Genomic DNA, 17,703 nt, shown 5'->3' with positions numbered 1-17,703 from the left:
CTCCTGATAAGCATAGCCAGAACTTTTATTTTCGCCGCACCACTAAGGACGATAGCGCCTGCCACGTAAAACCCGTATCATTGCGCGCTTTACGTACGAAAAAAGTGACCGCCATGACTCAAACATTTATCCCCGGTAAAGACGCCGCGCTGGAAGACTCCATCGCCCGCTTTCAGCAGAAACTGACCGATCTCGGTTTCAATATTGAAGAGGCCTCCTGGCTAAACCCTGTGCCAAACGTCTGGTCGGTGCATATCCGCGATAAAGAGTGCGCGCTCTGCTTTACCAATGGTAAAGGTGCCACGAAGAAAGCGGCGCTGGCCTCCGCGCTCGGCGAATATTTCGAACGTCTCTCCACCAACTACTTCTTTGCTGACTTCTGGCTTGGCGACGCCATTGCCCAGGGGCCGTTTGTCCACTATCCGAATGAGAAGTGGTTCCCGCTGCCGGAAGATGACTCGCTGCCGGAAGGCATTCTCGATGCACGTCTGCGTGCCTACTACGATCCGGAAAATGAGCTGGCCGCTGGTATGTTGATCGATCTGCAATCCGGTAATGAAGAGCGCGGGATCTGCGCCCTGCCCTTTACCCGCCAGTCGGATGAGCAGACGGTCTATATCCCGATGAATATCGTCGGCAACCTCTATGTCTCCAACGGCATGTCGGCGGGCAATACCCGTAACGAAGCGCGCGTGCAGGGGCTGTCTGAAGTTTTCGAACGTCATATTAAAAACCGCATTATCGCCGAGAGTATTAGCCTGCCGGAGATCCCGCAGGAGGTGCTGGCGCGCTATCCGGGCGTGGTCGAAGCGATTGCCAAACTGGAAGCGGAAGGTTTCCCAATCTTTGCCTATGACGGCTCGCTGGGCGGTAACTACCCGGTGATCTGCGTGGTGCTGTTCAACCCGGCGAATGGCACTTGCTTCGCCTCGTTTGGCGCGCACCCGGACTTCGGCGTGGCGCTGGAGCGTACGGTGACGGAACTGTTGCAGGGCCGCGGTCTGAAGGATCTGGATGTCTTCACTCCGCCGACCTTTGATGATGAAGAAGTGGCGGAACACGCTAACCTCGAAACGCACTTTATTGACTCCAGCGGTCTTATCTCCTGGGATCTGTTCAAACAGGATGCCGATTATCCGTTTGTCGACTGGAGCTTTGCCGGCACTACGGAAGAGGAGTTCGCGACGCTGATGAGTATCTTCCAGAAGGAAGATAAAGAGGTTTATATCGCGGATTATGAGCACCTGGGCGTCTATGCCTGCCGTATTCTGGTGCCGGGCATGTCTGATATCTATCCGGCGGAAGATCTGTGGCTGGCGAATAACACCATGGGTACCCACCTGCGTGAAACGATCCTCTCCCTGCCTGGCAGCGAGTGGGATAAAGAGGCCTATCTCGATCTTATCGCCCAGCTGGATGATGAAGGTCACGATGACTTTACACGCGTGCGCGAGCTGCTGGGTCTGGCGACGGGCAAAGATAACGGCTGGTACACCCTGCGCATCGGCGAGCTGAAAGCGATGCTGGCGCTGGCGGGCGGCGATCTCGATCAGGCGCTGGCCTGGACCGAGTGGACGATTGAGTTTAATGCCTCGATCTTCAGCCCAGAGCGTGCCAACTACTACCGCTGCCTGCAGACCCTGCTTCTGCTGGCGCAGGAAGAGGAGCGCCAACCGCTGCAATACCTGAACGCTTTTGTGCGCATGTATGGCGCGCAGGCCGTTGAAGCCGCCAGCGCCGCCCTCAGCGGTGAAGCGCCGTTTTACGATCTGCAGCCTGCCGACGGCACGCTGCAGGCGTTCCCGGCTCATCAGGCACTGTTAGCCGCTTACGAAAAATTACAACGTGCCAAAGTCGCTTACTGGTCTAAGTAACGATAAATAACACTACAACAGGTAGGCTTATTCGCAAGTCTACGCTATATTACGGGGCAATTTTATTGCCCCTTTTTTATTATATTTTGGTGATGAATCTTAAATGTAATATTTACGTTAATCGTGGGTGAATATAATTATATTCGCAGCGCGAATATTGTTACGTCGAATGGCAATTACTCCATATTAATTAACCGTTAACGGAGGATCGCACAAAAAAATTCAACGCTTCTTATAAATTTTAAAATTTATTTTTATTTTGATAATCAACACGTTACTCCGCTTTAGCAGAAAAACCATACGCTTTGCGGGCCTATAAGCCAGGCGAGATATGATCCATATCAAATTGTCTTCTATAATGCTTTGTTAGTATCTCGTCGCCGACTTAATAAAGAGAGAGTTAGTGTGAAAGCTGACAACCCTTTTGATCTTATACTTCCAGCAGAGATGGCCAAAGTGGCCGAAGAAGCTGGTGTCTATAAAGCGACTAAACATCCGCTTAAGACCTTCTACCTGGCGATTACCGCCGGTGTGTTTATCTCCATTGCATTCGTTTTCTATATAACGGCTACCACCGGTACAGCAACCATGCCGTATGGCATTGCGAAACTTATCGGCGGCATCTGTTTCTCACTTGGGTTGATTCTCTGCATTATCTGCGGCGCCGACCTCTTTACCTCCACGGTGCTGATTGTTGTGGCGAAAGCCAGCGGACGCATCACATGGGGGCAACTGGCTCGAAACTGGATCAACGTTTACGTTGGTAACCTGGTGGGTGCGCTGCTCTTCGTCTTATTAATGTGGCTGTCCGGCGAATATATGGTCGCCAACGGCGGCTGGGGCTTAAACGTATTGCAGACCGCCGATCACAAGGTGCACCACACCTTCGTTGAAGCGGTGGCGTTGGGTATCCTCGCCAACCTGATGGTCTGCATGGCGGTATGGATGAGTTACTCCGGCCGCAGCCTGATGGATAAAGCAATGATTATGGTGCTGCCGGTAGCGATGTTTGTCGCCAGCGGTTTTGAGCACAGTATTGCGAACATGTTTATGATCCCGATGGGCATCGTGATTCGCAACTTTGCAAGCCCGGAGTTCTGGACCGCCGTTGGTTCCAGCCCGGAAAGTTTTTCTCACCTGACCGTAATGCACTTTATTACCGACAACCTGATCCCGGTAACCATCGGGAACATCATCGGTGGAGGCTTACTGGTCGGGTTGACATACTGGGTCATTTACCTGCGTGGCAACGATCGTCACTAAAGATCGTTTCAGGCAGTAAATAAAAAATCCACTTAAGAAGGTAGGTGTTACATGTCCGAACTTAACGAAAAATTAGCCGCAGCCTGGGAAGGTTTTACTCAAGGTGAATGGCAAAACGCTGTAAACGTACGTGATTTTATCCAGAAAAACTACACTCCGTACGAAGGTGACGAGTCCTTCCTGGCGGGCGCCACTGACGCGACCACCAAGCTGTGGGACAAAGTCATGGAAGGCGTGAAACTGGAAAACCGCACGCATGCGCCAGTTGATTTCGACACCTCCGTTGCTTCCACTATCACCTCTCACGATGCGGGCTACATCAACAAGCAGCTTGAGAAGATCGTTGGTCTGCAGACCGAAGCTCCGCTGAAACGCGCCATCATCCCGTTTGGCGGGATCAAAATGGTTGAAGGTTCCTGCAAAGCGTACAACCGCGAACTGGATCCGCAGCTGAAAAAAATCTTCACCGAATACCGTAAAACCCATAACCAGGGCGTATTCGATGTTTACACCAAAGATATCCTGAACTGCCGTAAATCTGGCGTGCTGACCGGTCTGCCGGACGCCTACGGCCGTGGTCGTATCATCGGTGACTACCGTCGCGTTGCGCTGTACGGTATCGACTTCCTGATGAAAGACAAATATGCCCAGTTCCAGTCTCTGCAGTCTGACCTGGAAAACGGCGTAAACCTGGAAGCGACTATCCGTCTGCGTGAAGAGATTGCTGAACAGCACCGCGCGCTGGGTCAGATCAAAGAGATGGCAGCAAAATATGGCTGTGATATCTCCGGTCCGGCAACTACTGCTCAGGAAGCAATCCAGTGGACCTACTTCGGCTACCTGGCCGCGGTTAAGTCTCAGAACGGCGCTGCAATGTCCTTCGGTCGTGTTTCTACCTTCCTGGACGTCTACATTGAACGTGACCTGAAAGCGGGCAAAATCACCGAGCAGGATGCACAGGAAATGATTGACCACCTGGTCATGAAACTGCGTATGGTCCGCTTCCTGCGTACTCCTGAGTATGATGAGCTCTTCTCTGGCGACCCGATTTGGGCAACTGAATCTATCGGTGGTATGGGCGTTGACGGCCGTACGCTGGTTTCCAAAAACAGCTTCCGCTTCCTGAACACCCTTTACACCATGGGGCCGTCTCCGGAGCCGAACATCACCGTTCTGTGGTCTGAAAAACTGCCGCTGAACTTCAAAAATTCGCTGCCAAAGTCTCCATCGACACCTCTTCTCTGCAGTATGAGAACGATGACCTGATGCGCCCGGACTTCAACAACGATGACTACGCGATTGCCTGCTGCGTAAGCCCGATGGTTGTCGGCAAACAGATGCAGTTCTTCGGTGCCCGTGCAAACCTGGCGAAAACCATGCTGTACGCTATCAACGGCGGCGTGGATGAAAAACTGAAAATGCAGGTAGGTCCGAAATCTGAACCTATCAAAGGCGACCTGCTGAAGTTCGACGAAGTGATGGAACGTATGGATCACTTTATGGACTGGCTGGCTAAACAGTATGTCACCGCACTGAACGTTATCCACTACATGCACGACAAGTACAGCTACGAAGCCTCACTGATGGCGCTGCACGATCGTGACGTAGTTCGCACCATGGCTTGCGGTATCGCTGGCCTGTCGGTTGCCGCTGACTCCCTGTCTGCTATCAAATATGCGAAAGTTAAACCGATTCGTGACGAAGACGGTCTGGCTATCGACTTCGAAATCGAAGGCGAATACCCGCAGTTTGGTAACAACGACGCCCGTGTCGATGACATGGCGGTTGACCTGGTAGAACGTTTCATGAAGAAAATTCAGAAACTGACTACCTACCGCAACGCGATCCCGACTCAGTCGGTTCTGACCATCACCTCTAACGTTGTGTATGGTAAGAAAACCGGTAACACCCCGGATGGTCGCCGCGCTGGTGCACCGTTTGGGCCGGGTGCTAACCCGATGCACGGCCGTGACCAGAAAGGTGCTGTTGCCTCTCTGACCTCCGTTGCAAAACTGCCGTTTGCCTACGCGAAAGATGGTATCTCTTACACCTTCTCTATCGTGCCGAACGCGCTGGGTAAAGATGATGAAGTGCGTAAAACTAACCTCGCAGGCCTGATGGATGGTTACTTCCACCATGAAGCCTCAATCGAAGGTGGTCAGCACCTCAACGTCAACGTTATGAACCGCGAAATGCTGCTCGACGCGATGGAAAACCCGGAGAAATATCCGCAGCTGACCATCCGCGTTTCCGGTTACGCTGTGCGCTTTAACTCTCTGACTAAAGAGCAGCAGCAGGACGTGATTACCCGTACTTTCACCCAGACCATGTAATGGTATTGGCTGAAAGAAGCTTGTAAAAAGCGTACAATAAAGGCTCCACGTCTGTGGGGCCTTTTTCACAACCAGAGCCTGCTTCGTCAGCCATCTATTGAGTGGATGCCTGCCAAAACAGACTTAGTGCAGAAGGAATGAAACTGCACAGACACAGGCCCCGGATGGGCCACATCTGGAGAAAACACCGCAATGTCAGTTATTGGTCGCATACACTCCTTCGAATCCTGCGGCACGGTCGACGGCCCGGGCATCCGCTTTATCACCTTTTTTCAGGGCTGCCTGATGCGCTGCCTCTACTGCCATAACCGTGATACCTGGGATACCCATGGCGGTAAAGAGATCACCGTTGAAGAGCTGATGAAAGACGTGGTGGCCTATCGCCACTTTATGAATGCTTCCGGCGGCGGTGTAACTGCCTCGGGCGGCGAAGCGATTTTGCAGGCGGAGTTCGTCCGTGACTGGTTCCGCGCCTGTAAAAAAGAGGGTATCCATACCTGCCTTGATACCAACGGCTTTGTTCGCCGCTACGATCCGGTGATCGATGAGCTGCTGGAGGTCACCGATCTGGTGATGCTCGATCTGAAACAGATGAATGATGAGATCCACCAGAATCTGGTTGGCGTCTCCAACCATCGCACGCTGGAGTTCGCCCAGTATCTGGCGAAGAAAGGGATTAAGGTCTGGATCCGCTACGTTGTCGTGCCGGGCTGGTCAGATGATGACGACTCTGCGCACCGCCTCGGCGAGTTTACCCGCGACATGGGCAACGTCGAGAAAATCGAACTGCTGCCCTACCATGAGCTCGGCAAACATAAATGGGTGGCGATGGGCGAAGAGTACAAGCTCGATGGCATTCACCCGCCGAAAAAAGAGACCATGGAACGGGTAAAAGGGATCCTCGAGCAGTACGGCCATAAAGTGATGTACTGAGCCGCGAAACGAATAAAAAAGCCACAACATAGCGTTGTGGCTTTTTTTGTCTGGCCGAATGAGCCGGAGAAACGTCAGGCGTGTGCCACCGGCGTCGGATGATGGCCCGCTTTGCGCATCAGCATCACCAGGTAGACCAGCGATACGCCAGCAATCATCACAAACAGCAGGCTGTCGGAGTAGCTCTGCATCAGCATGGAGGTGAGCGTTGGTCCGAGCAGGCTGCCGATGGTATAGCTCAGCAGCAGCGCCTGGTTCATCGCCACCAGTTGATGATGCTCCACTTTTTCACAGGCCCAGGCCATCGCCACCGGGTAGAGCGTAAAGCCTGCCGTGCCCAGTACAAACAGCGCCGGTGCCATCGCCGCGTTGCTCAGCATGCCGAAGCAACCGATAATCACCACAAAAACCTGCACGCGCAGCACCAGTAAACGACCAAAGCGGTCAGCGATGCGGCCAATCGGCCACTGACCAATAATCCCGGCACTGACCATCAGCGCCATCCAGAAACCAATGCCGGAGTCGCTGACGCCCTGATGCGACAGGTAGAGCGGCATCAGGCCATAGAGCGAACCAAGAATAATCCCGGAGATAATGCAGCCGTTAACGCCAAGACGGGCCTGACGCAGGCGCAGCATTGGCCAGATCGAAGAAGCCACCTGCTCTTCGCTGTGCTGATTAACGATACGCGTAAAGAGCAGCGGCAGCATCGCAGCCAGCACCATACCGGTAACCCACGGCAGTACGCTCATCAATTCGGTTGGCAGTTTGCTGACCATCAATTGGCCAAGCACGGTGCCGATATAGTAAACCATCATATAGGCCGCCAGCAGGCGACCGCGGTTGTGAGCAGTGCCGCTGGACATCAGCGCGCTCTCTACCACCACCCAAATCATGGCGCAGCCGACGCCGGCGATAAAACGCCAAATCATCCAGCTCCAGAAACCCACCATCAGCCCTAAGCCGACGCAGCCTGCGGCAAAAATCAGCGAGGCGATGTAGTAGCTGCGGTTAAAACCCATCTGGCGGATCAGTCGACCGGTCAGTAATGTTCCCAGCAGGTTGCCAGTGAAATAGGATGAGCCAACCATGCCGACTTGCCAGGTGGGCAGATTTTCATGGGCGAGCCAAAGGGGCACGAGCGTGTTCAGCGTCGCGATAGCCAGGGTCAACAGCATCAGGCCACAGAGCAATAAAAGCACTGGGCGGGTATAGGTGGTCATGGGTTAAAACCGTGAGGAAGTTCAGTTTGCGTGCGCATCATGCCACCGGCAAAAACATTGTCAATCCACTGTTTTTCGTCAGAGTGAGCTTTTTATCGACGACGATTTGTAAAACTTATCCTCTTTGTCACTTAGCGCGCACCGTCACGTTATATCTCTTTGAAAAGAAGCCAGTAATCTATAAACCACGACAATTTTTCAGTTGAAAAAATTCATGAAGATTAATGGTTGAGACGCACGAAAAAGGCAATAAAAAAGCGCCCGCAGGCGCTTTTAAAAACATACTGTATCGGCAAGATTAACCGATGTACTCCAGCCCATTCATATAAGGGCGCAGTACTTCCGGTACCTCAATGCGGCCATCGGCCTGCTGGTAGTTTTCCAGCACCGCAACCAGCGTACGCCCCACTGCCAGACCAGAGCCGTTCAGGGTATGCACCAGACGGGTTTTCTTGTCGGACTTGCTGCGGCAGCGTGCCTGCATGCGGCGCGCCTGGAAATCCCAGACGTTGGAGCAGGAGGAAATTTCGCGGTAGGTGCCCTGCGCCGGAACCCACACTTCGAGATCGTAGGTTTTGCAGGCGCCAAAGCCCATATCGCCGGTGCAGAGCAGCACTTTGCGGTAAGGCAGACCGAGCAGTTGCAGCACTTTCTCTGCATGCCCGGTAATCTCTTCCAGCGCCGCCATGGAATCTTCCGGGCGAACCACCTGAACCAGTTCGACTTTATCAAACTGGTGCATACGGATCAGACCGCGCGTGTCACGACCATAAGACCCCGCTTCAGAACGGAAGCACGGCGTATGCGCGGTCATTTTGATCGGCAGACTCTCTTCATCGATAATTTCATCGCGTACGAGGTTGGTCAGCGGCACTTCCGCGGTCGGGATCAGCGCGTAGTTGCTGCTGTCGGACTCCTCTTCCAGCGGACGGGTATGGAACAGGTCGCCGGCGAACTTCGGCAACTGGCCAGTACCGTACAGGGTGTCATGGTTGACCAGGTACGGCACATAGTTTTCCGCGTAGCCATGCTGCTCAGTGTGCAGATCCAGCATGAACTGCGCCAGCGCGCGGTGCATACGGGCGATCTGCCCTTTCATCACCACGAAACGGGAGCCGGTCAGCTTCACCGCAGCGGCAAAATCCAGGCCGCTGTGCATCTCACCGAGGGTAACGTGATCGCGGATCTCGAAATCAAACTGACGCGGCGTGCCCCAGCGGCTGACTTCAACGTTATCGTTCTCGTCACGGCCAACCGGTACGCTGTCATCAGGCAGGTTCGGAATGGTCAGCGCGATATCGCGGATCTCAGCCAGCAGCGTTTCCAGCTCGGCTTTCGCCGCGTCCAGCTCTTCACCCAGCTTGTTCACTTCCAGGCGTAATGGCTCGATATCTTCCCCGCGTGCTTTCGCCTGGCCGATGGATTTCGATCGTGAGTTACGCTCTGCCTGCAGATTTTCAGTGTTGACCTGCAGGACTTTACGACGCTCTTCGAGCGCGCGTAATTTCTCTACGTCCAGCTTAAAGCCCCGGCGTGCCAGTTTTTCAGCGACTGCGTCTGGCTCGGTACGCAGCAGATTGGGATCGAGCATGCTTTTCCTGTGCTTATCGAATTGAAATAAAAGGAACCCGACCGCAGAGTACGATCGAGGGTATGAGCCGTAACCTTACCGCAACGCCCGCACTAGCGGTAGCGTTTTATAGGGCTTTTATGATCCTGTTCAGCGAGCCAGGCGAGCTTTTCGCCAATCTTGCCTTCAAGACCTCTGTTCGTTGGCTGATAGTAGCGCGTTTCTGCCATTTCCTGCGGGAAATACTCCTCCCCGGCGGCAAAGGCGTTGGGCTCATCGTGGGCATAGCGATACTCCTGCCCATAACCCATCTCCTTCATCAGCTTGGTCGGCGCGTTGCGCAGATGCGGCGGCACATCATAATCGGGGCGCTGTCGCGCATCGGCCATCGCAGCTTTAAAAGCTTTATAAACGGCATTACTTTTCGGCGCGCAGGCCAGGTAGACAATCGCCTGCGCAATGGCGCGTTCGCCTTCGGCCGGGCCAACGCGGGTAAAGCAATCCCACGCGGAGATAGCGACCTGCATGGCGCGCGGATCGGCATTGCCGACATCTTCTGAAGCAATCGCCAGGCAGCGGCGCGCAACATAGAGCGGGTCGCCACCCGCTGAGATAATGCGCGCATACCAGTAGAGCGCGGCATCCGGCGCACTTCCGCGCACCGATTTGTGCAGCGCGGAGATCAGGTCGTAAAAACGGTCGCCTTTATTATCAAAGCGCGCGCTGCGCTCACCGGCAATCTCCGTAAGCAGCTCAGGGTTGAGTACGCGCTTGCCGCTCTTATCGAGCTCCGCCATATCCGCCATCATCTCAAGCGTGTTGAGCGCCCGGCGCGCATCGCCGCCCACCAGTTCGGCAATCGCCAGCCGGGTTTCGTCCGGCAGCACGATATCCTGGCCGCCGTAGCCGCGGGCTTTATCTTCCATCGCCTGCGTCAATACCAGTTCAATATCCTCTGTGGTGAGGGATTTGAGCAGGTAAACGCGCGCGCGGGAGAGCAGTGCGGAGTTGAGTTCAAATGAAGGGTTTTCGGTGGTGGCGCCGATAAAGGTGATGGTGCCATCTTCGATATGCGGCAGAAAGGCATCCTGCTGGCTTTTGTTAAAACGGTGGACTTCATCGACAAACAGAATGGTGCGGCGTCCGGCATTGCGGTTCTGGCGGGCGCGCTCTATGGCTTCACGGATCTCCTTCACGCCGGAGGTGACCGCTGAGATGCGCTCGACATCAGCATCGGCATAGCGCGCAATGACCTCTGCCAGCGTGGTTTTGCCGGTGCCCGGCGGTCCCCACAGGATCATCGAGTGCAGATGACCAGCTTCGATGGCGCGCGGCAGGGGTTTGCCCGGTGCCAGCAGATGCTGCTGACCAATGTACTGCGCTAAATTTTCTGGCCGCATACGCGCGGCCAGAGGTTGAAACGTGTTCTCGGAAAAATCGAGCGACATGTTACTCATGCACGCCTCTTACTTGCGTTGATCGTCAACCGTTACGCCCTGCGGCGGGGTAAAGGTGAATTTCGATGCATCGACAGCGCCGTTCTGCTGCGCTTTCAGCTGATAGCTGCTGCGCTGGTCATCCTGTTCGATGGCGCTGAACTGATGGATGGTGCCGTCGCGGCCGACATTGATGGTGAACTGTTTCAGGTTACCGTTGCTGCTTTTTGGCGTCAGTTCAAAATCATCGCCCTTCTGCGCAATGTTGTACTGCTGCCAGTCGCTGCTCTGGTTACGGGCAATCAGCATAAACGGCGTGTTGCTGGTAGCATCTTTCAGCCAGGTTGCCGTCGCCTGTTCAACAAACGGGTTGTAGAACCACAGCGTTTTGCCGTCGGAAACCAGTACGCTCTCGTCCGGCTGGGTCATATGCCAGTTAAACAGGTTCGGGCGTTTAACCCACAAATCACCCTGGCCTTCCTGTACCGCAGCGCCGCTGCCGTCGGTCACTTTCTGGGTAAAGCTGGCGTGGAAGCTGCTGACTTTATCGAGGCGGCTTTTCAGATCGCTTGCCGCGTCTGCCCAGACATTGCTGACCACTAAGGAGCCCATCAGTGCACAAACCATGGCGATTTTTTTCATTGTCATTCCTCTGATACGTCACTCCCGACGTGGGAGAATCCTTCTGTCACTCTAGAAAGCGAAACGCCAGAGTGACAGAAGAAAAAACTGAATTTGTACTATTTACCTAACTTTGCATCACTCGAACGGCGGCGGAGCCAGCACTTCACGGTTACCGTTGTGCCCCTGCTCGCTGACAATCCCCTGCGCTTCCATCTGTTCGATAATGCGCGCCGCACGGTTGTAGCCGATACGGAACTGGCGCTGCACGCCGGAAATCGAAGCTTTGCGTTTTTCGGTGACAAAGTTAACGGCCTGGTCGAACAGCGGATCCAGCTCTTCACCGCCGTCAAAACCACCGCCGCCGCCTTCGCTTTCGCTGTCGGAGGTGATGCCGTCAACGTATTGCGGACGCCCGCGCGCTTTCCAGTCCTGCACCACGGCGTGGACTTCCTGATCGCGAACAAACGCGCCGTGGACACGCACCGGGGCAGAGGTTGAGTTCGGGCCGGAGTAAAGCATATCCCCCATGCCGAGCAGCGATTCCGCACCGCCCTGATCGAGGATGGTACGGGAGTCGATCTTGCTCGATACGGTAAAGGCGATACGCGTCGGAATGTTAGCTTTAATCAGGCCAGTGATCACATCCACAGAGGGGCGCTGGGTGGCCAGCACCAGGTGAATACCGGCGGCGCGCGCTTTCTGCGCCAGGCGGGCAATCAGCTCTTCCACCTTTTTACCGACCGTCATCATCAGATCGGCAAACTCATCAACCATCACCACAATGTACGGCAGTTTTTCCAGCACCGGATGTTCGGTTGCCATGCTGTCGCCCGGCTTCCAGTACGGATCCGGGATAGGACGACCCATCCGCGCGGCTTCGGCGATCTTCTCGTTGTAGCCTGCAAGGTTACGCACGCCCAGCGCCGACATCAGCTTGTAGCGGCGCTCCATCTCATTGACACTCCAGCGCAGCGCATTGGCGGCGTCTTTCATGTCGGTAACCACTTCGGTCAACAGATGCGGAATGCCTTCATAGACCGACAGCTCGAGCATTTTCGGGTCGATCATGATGAAACGCACATCTTCCGGCGTTGCTTTATAGAGCATGCTGAGGATCATGGCGTTGACGCCGACCGACTTACCGGAACCGGTGGTACCGGCGACCAGCAGGTGTGGCATCTTCGCCAGGTCAGCAATCACCGGATCCCCGGCGATATCTTTACCCAGCACCACGGTGAGCGGCGACGGACTTTCGCGGAATTTCACGCAGTCCAGCACCTCTCGCAGATAGACGGTCTGGCGCTTCTTATTCGGCAACTCAAGGCCAACGTAAGGTTTACCCGGGATCACTTCCACCACGCGCACAGCAACGGTAGAGAGCGAACGCGCCAGGTCACGTGACAGGTTAGAGATTCGCGCCGCTTTCACGCCAGGCGCGAGGTTCAGCTCAAAGCGGGTGATCACCGGACCCGGCGAGTAGTTCACCACGTCCGCTTTAATACGGAAATCGGCCAGGCGAGCTTCAACCAGACGAGCCATCTGCTCAAGCGCAAAGGTGTCCACCGGCTCCACTTCCACCGGCGGCTGCGTTAACAGATCGAGCGACGGCAGCGGCGTAGTCGGCTTCTGCACCGGGCGGCTATCACCATTACGCATCAGCAATGGATGGATCAGGCTCTCCTGCTGCTGCGGAGCAGATTGCTGTTGCGACTGCTGAACAGGTTGACCATAAGCAGGCGGCTGAACCGGCTGCGCGGCTGGCTGCTGATAGTGCTGTTGCGGCTGCTGGGCAGGCTGACCATAGGCAGGCGGCTGAACCGGCTGCGCGGCTGGCTGCTGATAGTGCTGTTGCGGCTGCTGGGCAGGTTGACCATAGGCAGGCGACTGAACCGGTTGCGCGGCTGGCTGCTGATAGTGCTGCTGCGGTTGCTGGGCAGGCTGACCATAAGCAGGCGGCTGCACCGGCTGCGCGGCTGGCTGCTGATAGTGCGGCTGCGGCTGCTGGGCAGGTTGACCATAAGCAGACGGCTGCGCCGGCTGCGCGGCAGGTGGCTGCTGCGGCTGCTGATAATGAGGCTGTGCAGAAGCTTGTGGCTGCGGCGTAAAGAGCGGTGCGTTCGCTCGCTCAACCGGTGCTGTGTTCATCGGCGAGACGTCGGCATCTTCCGGCGTAAAGGCCTGCGGCTCAGCGCCGTAGCGCTGCTGCTGAGATGCGGCGAACTGACGAGCCAGCTCCGCCTCTTCCGCTTCGGCTTCATTCAACTCAGCTTCAGAGGCAGCAAACTGCGGCGTTTCATGCTGATACTCTTCACCGTAGCGATCGTGTTGCGTCGCGGCGAACTGACGTGCCAGCTCGTTTTGCTGGAACATAGCGGCATCATCATCGGAGAGATGTTGATCTGGCTCACGCACCTCATCTTCACGCGCACGCTCTTCAGCCATGCGCTGTGAAGGCAGTTTAATGCCATAGGAAGCAAGCTCGCGACGCGTCGGCACGCGCACACGGTTAGGTCGCGGAAGCTGCGGGCCAATCCCCTCTTTTACCTGCGGACGTGGCGCGCCGCCGGCAAGACCAAACACCGGCGCGCTGGCTGCTGCCGCGGCGGCGGCAGTGCCAGCCGTTGAAGCGGCCTGAGCGGCAACGGGCAGAACGCTCTCTGCCACAACCGTTGGATCCACAGCAGGTGGAACAGGCATCGACGGCGCGGCTGGTCGGGCTACCGGTTCTGGCTCAGCGGGCTCCGGAATCGGCTGATACCAGGCGGCCAGCTGCTCACGCTCGCGCGCTCGCTTCTCTTCCACTTCTTCAAAGTAGTAGAGCGGCGGACGGGTATGTTTCGCCTCTTCCACCACGGGTTCAGGTTCGATGACCGGCTCCGGCGCAGGGGCGATTTGCGGTTCAGGCTGCCACTGCTGGGCTGCAGGCTGCGGCTGCCAGTAGACCTCTTCTTGCTGCGGCTGCGGCGTTACCGGCGCATCTGGCGTCCACGGATCTTCCGTGATCGGCTGCTGCCACTCTGGCACGGACTGCGCGGCAGGGTGCTGATAAGCAGCCGTTTCGTCATAGTGCGTTGGCTGCTGATAAGCGGCCTGGGGATCGCCATGCATTGGCGCCTGATAAGCGGCCTGTGGATCGCTATGCATCGGCGGCTGATAAGCAGGCTGTTGATTAGGATAGCCAGGCGCCTGCTGCGCATGCTGCCATTCAGCGGGCTGCGGCGTTTGCATAACCGGCTCCGTCGGCGCAGCGAAGCTTTGCGCGGCAACGGTTGTTGCGACGGCAGCCGCCGCAACGGGTTCCGTTACGCTGCGACCATTGAGCAGCGGATCATACTCCTGCTCCACTTCCGTCGCGCGATGTCCCGAGAAGAGCACGTCGTCTGGCTGCGCTGGCACACCGCGCGCGCTGTAGGCGATCTCCTCTTCATCATCCATCCGCTTGCCGGAGAAGAGCGCTTCGTCTGTTTTGCGCCCCATCGGGTTGGCAAACTTCTCCGCAATACGTTTACGGCGCGCCAGAGCACCGCGCAGAATGCGGGCGCGACGAGATTCGCGAGGCGCGTCGCTTGCCTCGTCCTCATCATACTCATCCTCTTCTTCATACTCTTCATCATCAACCCATGTGTCATCGCGACGGGTGCGGTTGGTGGCGAAGGTGAGAATATTGAGAATAACGCTGCCGATTTTTTCAGCGATGGTGACCCATGACCAGCCGGTAAAGAGCGTCAGCCCGGCGGCCCAGATGCAGAGCAGTGCGAGCGTTCCGCCGCTGCTGCGCAGCAGCGGCTGCAGCGTGGTGCTGAGCAGGCTACCAATCACGCCGCCCGAGGCGAAATACCAGATATCATCCGCGTTGATCGCCGCCAGACCGCAGGAGGTCAGGATCAGCGCCAGCGCGCCAATCAGGCGTAGCGAGACGGCGAAATAGTCGATGTAATCTTCAGTGGCGCGATGGCGCCAGGCAAACCAACAGCCGCCGATAATAATGACCGGAATGGTGTAGGCCATAATGCCGAAGATGAAAAACAGGGTATCCGCCAGCCATGCGCCGGGCACGCCGCCAAGGTTATGGATCGGCTCATGCCATGCGGTCTGCGACCAGCTTGGATCGGATGGGTTAAAGCTGAGAAGCGCCGCCATCAGCCAGATGGCAGAAAGGGAAACGAGGATCAGCAACGCTTCGAGGAGTCGGCGTCCGCTGCTTAGCTTGTTAAAAGTGACTTCTTTGTCTTCGGTGTATTCCTGGCTCAAGACAGGCTCTCCAGGTCCTTGATGCTAAAACGGACAACAGCGCCGGGTCTCCCCGGCACTGTTGCTGTATGGATTAACAGGAGTGTAATCAAAAAACAGCGATTGTGCACCTGTTCCGTATTAGCGCGTCTTAATAACCAGACGATTACTCTGTTTGACCTCTTCCATCACCACATAGGTGCGGGTGTCGTTTACGCCTGGCAGGCGTAACAGCGTTTCGCCCAGCAGTTTGCGGTAGGCCGACATATCCGGTACGCGCGTTTTCAACAGGTAGTCAAAATCACCAGAAACCAGATGACACTCCTGAATTTCTTCAAGTTTTTGCACTGCAGCGTTGAATTGTTCAAACACATCCGGCGCGCCACGATTCAGAGTAATCTCAACGAAGACCAGCAGTGATGCATCCAGATAATGCGGGTTAAGCAGTGCCGTATAGCCCTGAATAAACCCCTGCCTTTCCAGCCTGCGCACGCGCTCAAGGCACGGCGTTGGCGAAAGCCCTACTCGTTTAGAAAGCTCGACGTTGGAAATACGCCCATCTTTTTGCAGTTCATTTAAAATATTGCGGTCAATGCGGTCGAGATCTTTGCCAGGGCGCTTCTTGCTATCTACCATTATTATTGTCTCTCTGTATTCCTTCCCTACTCCTGTCTTGACCCTGTGCACTTCACTGTTCAGGATCTTTGCCCGTCGTATTGTGCCGCGCGCCAGCAAGCTGACCGTTGCATAATCCCAGGGGCTGTGTTGAGAAGACCGGTGCCTGCGGCAGCTATCGATATCACGGATGGCGTCTGTCCACGCCATGCGTAGATTTCGCTAGCCCGGTAAAATGGCATTTACATGCGTAAACGTGCGTTACGCGCGAAATACTGCTTTTTTTCTTCCTTTGATGTTTTCGCAAAAGCGCAGGGGATTGTCAAAGCAAAACATCTTTTTTTAGTACAACATGCCAGATATTCATCAAGGTCGATTCCTTATCCTCATTTATTCATCTTATAACTGCCTTTTTCTCAGTAGAAGTTGTTATGTTTTTGGCCTAAATCATTGCCCCGCCATCGGTCTTTTCTATCACACACATCGTTAACAAAATCGCTACGCCCTTTTTTTACGCCCGCAAATTCCCTACAATCCAGCCCAATGTCTGCCAAACAATAATGAGGATCTCATGGGGACGGCCAAACACAGTAAGCTGCTTATCCTTGGTTCAGGCCCTGCCGGTTATACCGCAGCGGTCTATGCTGCGCGTGCAAACCTGCAGCCGGTGCTAATCACCGGTATGGAAAAAGGCGGTCAGCTCACCACCACCACCGAAGTGGAAAACTGGCCGGGCGACCCGCACGATCTGACCGGCCCGGGTCTGATGGAGCGCATGCATGAACATGCGACCAAATTTGATACTGAAATCATTTTTGACCATATCAACAGCGTCGATTTACAGAACCGCCCGTTCCGCCTGATTGGCGATAGCGCTGAGTACACCTGCGACGCGCTGATTATCGCCACCGGTGCCTCCGCGCGCTATTTAGGCCTAGCCTCTGAAGAAGCCTATAAAGGCCGCGGCGTTTCTGCCTGCGCCACCTGTGACGGTTTCTTCTACCGCAACCAGAAAGTCGCGGTCATCGGCGGCGGCAACACCGCAGTTGAAGAAGCGCTCTACCTGGCGAATATCGCCTCAGAGGTGCATCTGATCCACCGCCGCGATACCTTCCGCGCGGAGAAGATCCTGATCAAGCGTCTGATGGATAAAGTTGAGAGCGGCAATATCGTGCTGCATACGCACCGTACGCTGGAAGAGGTGACGGGCGATCAGATGGGCGTTAGCGGCCTGCGCCTGCGCGATACGCAAAACCCGGATAATATCGAGTCGCTGGACGTTGCCGGTCTGTTTGTCGCTATCGGCCACAGCCCGAACACCGCGATCTTTGACGGTCAGCTTGAGCTGGAAAACGGCTACATCAAGGTGCAGTCCGGTATTCATGGTAATGCGACACAAACTAGCATTCCCGGCGTGTTTGCCGCAGGTGACGTGATGGATCACATCTATCGTCAGGCGATCACCTCCGCTGGCACTGGCTGTATGGCAGCGCTGGATGCTGAACGCTACCTCGATGGGCTGGCAGTTCAGAAATAATCTTTACAAGTCAGTAACAAAGGTAAATAAGGCGACATTAAGTCGCCTTTATTTTTGCACCGTTG

The 17,703-nt window shown here is 55.5% G+C and carries 10 protein-coding genes and 1 pseudogene; 5 read left to right on the top strand and 6 right to left on the bottom strand.

All coding sequences use genetic code 11. The features are described from left to right. Positions 1 to 113 precede the first annotated feature (113 nt). From ycaO to pflA, 4 genes and pseudogenes are all read left to right on the top strand, one after another. Positions 114 to 1,874, top strand: a complete 1,761-nt coding sequence (gene ycaO / locus BWI95_RS13400) for a 30S ribosomal protein S12 methylthiotransferase accessory factor YcaO (protein WP_076770314.1) — start codon at positions 114 to 116, stop codon at positions 1,872 to 1,874. A 405-nt stretch (positions 1,875 to 2,279) separates the two neighbouring features. Further along, a complete protein-coding gene (focA, locus tag BWI95_RS13395; RefSeq protein WP_139567605.1) occupies positions 2,280 to 3,137 on the top strand; it encodes a formate transporter FocA in 858 nt (285 codons plus the stop codon). A 51-nt stretch (positions 3,138 to 3,188) separates the two neighbouring features. Continuing rightward, positions 3,189 to 5,470, top strand: a pseudogene (gene pflB / locus BWI95_RS13390) (formate C-acetyltransferase). A gap of 192 nt (positions 5,471 to 5,662) precedes the next feature. Continuing rightward, positions 5,663 to 6,403, top strand: coding sequence for a pyruvate formate lyase 1-activating protein (pflA, locus tag BWI95_RS13385; protein WP_042714174.1), 741 nt, complete (start codon positions 5,663 to 5,665; stop codon positions 6,401 to 6,403). Positions 6,404 to 6,477: 74 nt separating this feature from the next. Here the strand turns inward: pflA and BWI95_RS13380 are convergent, their stop codons facing one another. The 6 genes from BWI95_RS13380 to lrp all read right to left on the bottom strand — a co-directional run bounded on the left by BWI95_RS13380 (position 6,478) and on the right by lrp (position 16,122). Further along, positions 6,478 to 7,626 (bottom strand): MFS transporter, encoded by a 1,149-nt coding sequence (locus BWI95_RS13380; RefSeq protein ID WP_042714176.1) that lies wholly within the window; start codon positions 7,624 to 7,626, stop codon positions 6,478 to 6,480. A 298-nt stretch (positions 7,627 to 7,924) separates the two neighbouring features. Then, positions 7,925 to 9,217, bottom strand: coding sequence for a serine--tRNA ligase (serS, locus tag BWI95_RS13375; protein ID WP_054803087.1), 1,293 nt, complete (start codon positions 9,215 to 9,217; stop codon positions 7,925 to 7,927). 92 nt (positions 9,218 to 9,309) lie between these two features. Continuing rightward, positions 9,310 to 10,653, bottom strand: coding sequence for a replication-associated recombination protein A (locus BWI95_RS13370; RefSeq protein WP_054803086.1), 1,344 nt, complete (start codon positions 10,651 to 10,653; stop codon positions 9,310 to 9,312). A 9-nt stretch (positions 10,654 to 10,662) separates the two neighbouring features. After that, positions 10,663 to 11,274, bottom strand: coding sequence for an outer membrane lipoprotein periplasmic chaperone LolA (lolA, locus tag BWI95_RS13365; protein WP_076769636.1), 612 nt, complete (start codon positions 11,272 to 11,274; stop codon positions 10,663 to 10,665). Positions 11,275 to 11,391: 117 nt separating this feature from the next. Then, positions 11,392 to 15,507, bottom strand: coding sequence for a DNA translocase FtsK 4TM domain-containing protein (locus BWI95_RS13360; RefSeq protein ID WP_076769635.1), 4,116 nt, complete (start codon positions 15,505 to 15,507; stop codon positions 11,392 to 11,394). A 120-nt stretch (positions 15,508 to 15,627) separates the two neighbouring features. After that, positions 15,628 to 16,122, bottom strand: coding sequence for a leucine-responsive transcriptional regulator Lrp (lrp, locus tag BWI95_RS13355; protein WP_000228469.1), 495 nt, complete (start codon positions 16,120 to 16,122; stop codon positions 15,628 to 15,630). A gap of 550 nt (positions 16,123 to 16,672) precedes the next feature. Between lrp and trxB the strand changes: the two genes are divergently transcribed. Next, entirely contained in the window at positions 16,673 to 17,638 is a 966-nt protein-coding gene (trxB, locus tag BWI95_RS13350) for a thioredoxin-disulfide reductase (RefSeq protein WP_054804022.1), read from the top strand. Positions 17,639 to 17,703 lie beyond the last annotated feature (65 nt).

It is taken from the genome of Kosakonia cowanii JCM 10956 = DSM 18146 (assembly GCF_001975225.1).
In the GTDB taxonomy this organism is placed as follows: domain Bacteria; phylum Pseudomonadota; class Gammaproteobacteria; order Enterobacterales; family Enterobacteriaceae; genus Kosakonia; species Kosakonia cowanii.
This window is presented reverse-complemented; position numbering and strand designations above follow the sequence as displayed.

Bases quoted from the DNA above. Each gene is read 5' to 3' on its own strand.
- ycaO (WP_076770314.1), top strand. From the start codon at position 114: ATGACTCAAACATTTATCCCCGGTAAAGACGCCGCGCTGGAAGACTCC.
- pflA (WP_042714174.1), top strand. From the start codon at position 5,663: ATGTCAGTTATTGGTCGCATACACTCCTTCGAATCCTGCGGCACGGTC.
- BWI95_RS13380 (WP_042714176.1), bottom strand. From the start codon at position 7,626: ATGACCACCTATACCCGCCCAGTGCTTTTATTGCTCTGTGGCCTGATG.
- serS (WP_054803087.1), bottom strand. From the start codon at position 9,217: ATGCTCGATCCCAATCTGCTGCGTACCGAGCCAGACGCAGTCGCTGAA.
- BWI95_RS13370 (WP_054803086.1), bottom strand. From the start codon at position 10,653: ATGAGTAACATGTCGCTCGATTTTTCCGAGAACACGTTTCAACCTCTG.
- lolA (WP_076769636.1), bottom strand. From the start codon at position 11,274: ATGAAAAAAATCGCCATGGTTTGTGCACTGATGGGCTCCTTAGTGGTC.
- lrp (WP_000228469.1), bottom strand. From the start codon at position 16,122: ATGGTAGATAGCAAGAAGCGCCCTGGCAAAGATCTCGACCGCATTGAC.
- trxB (WP_054804022.1), top strand. From the start codon at position 16,673: ATGGGGACGGCCAAACACAGTAAGCTGCTTATCCTTGGTTCAGGCCCT.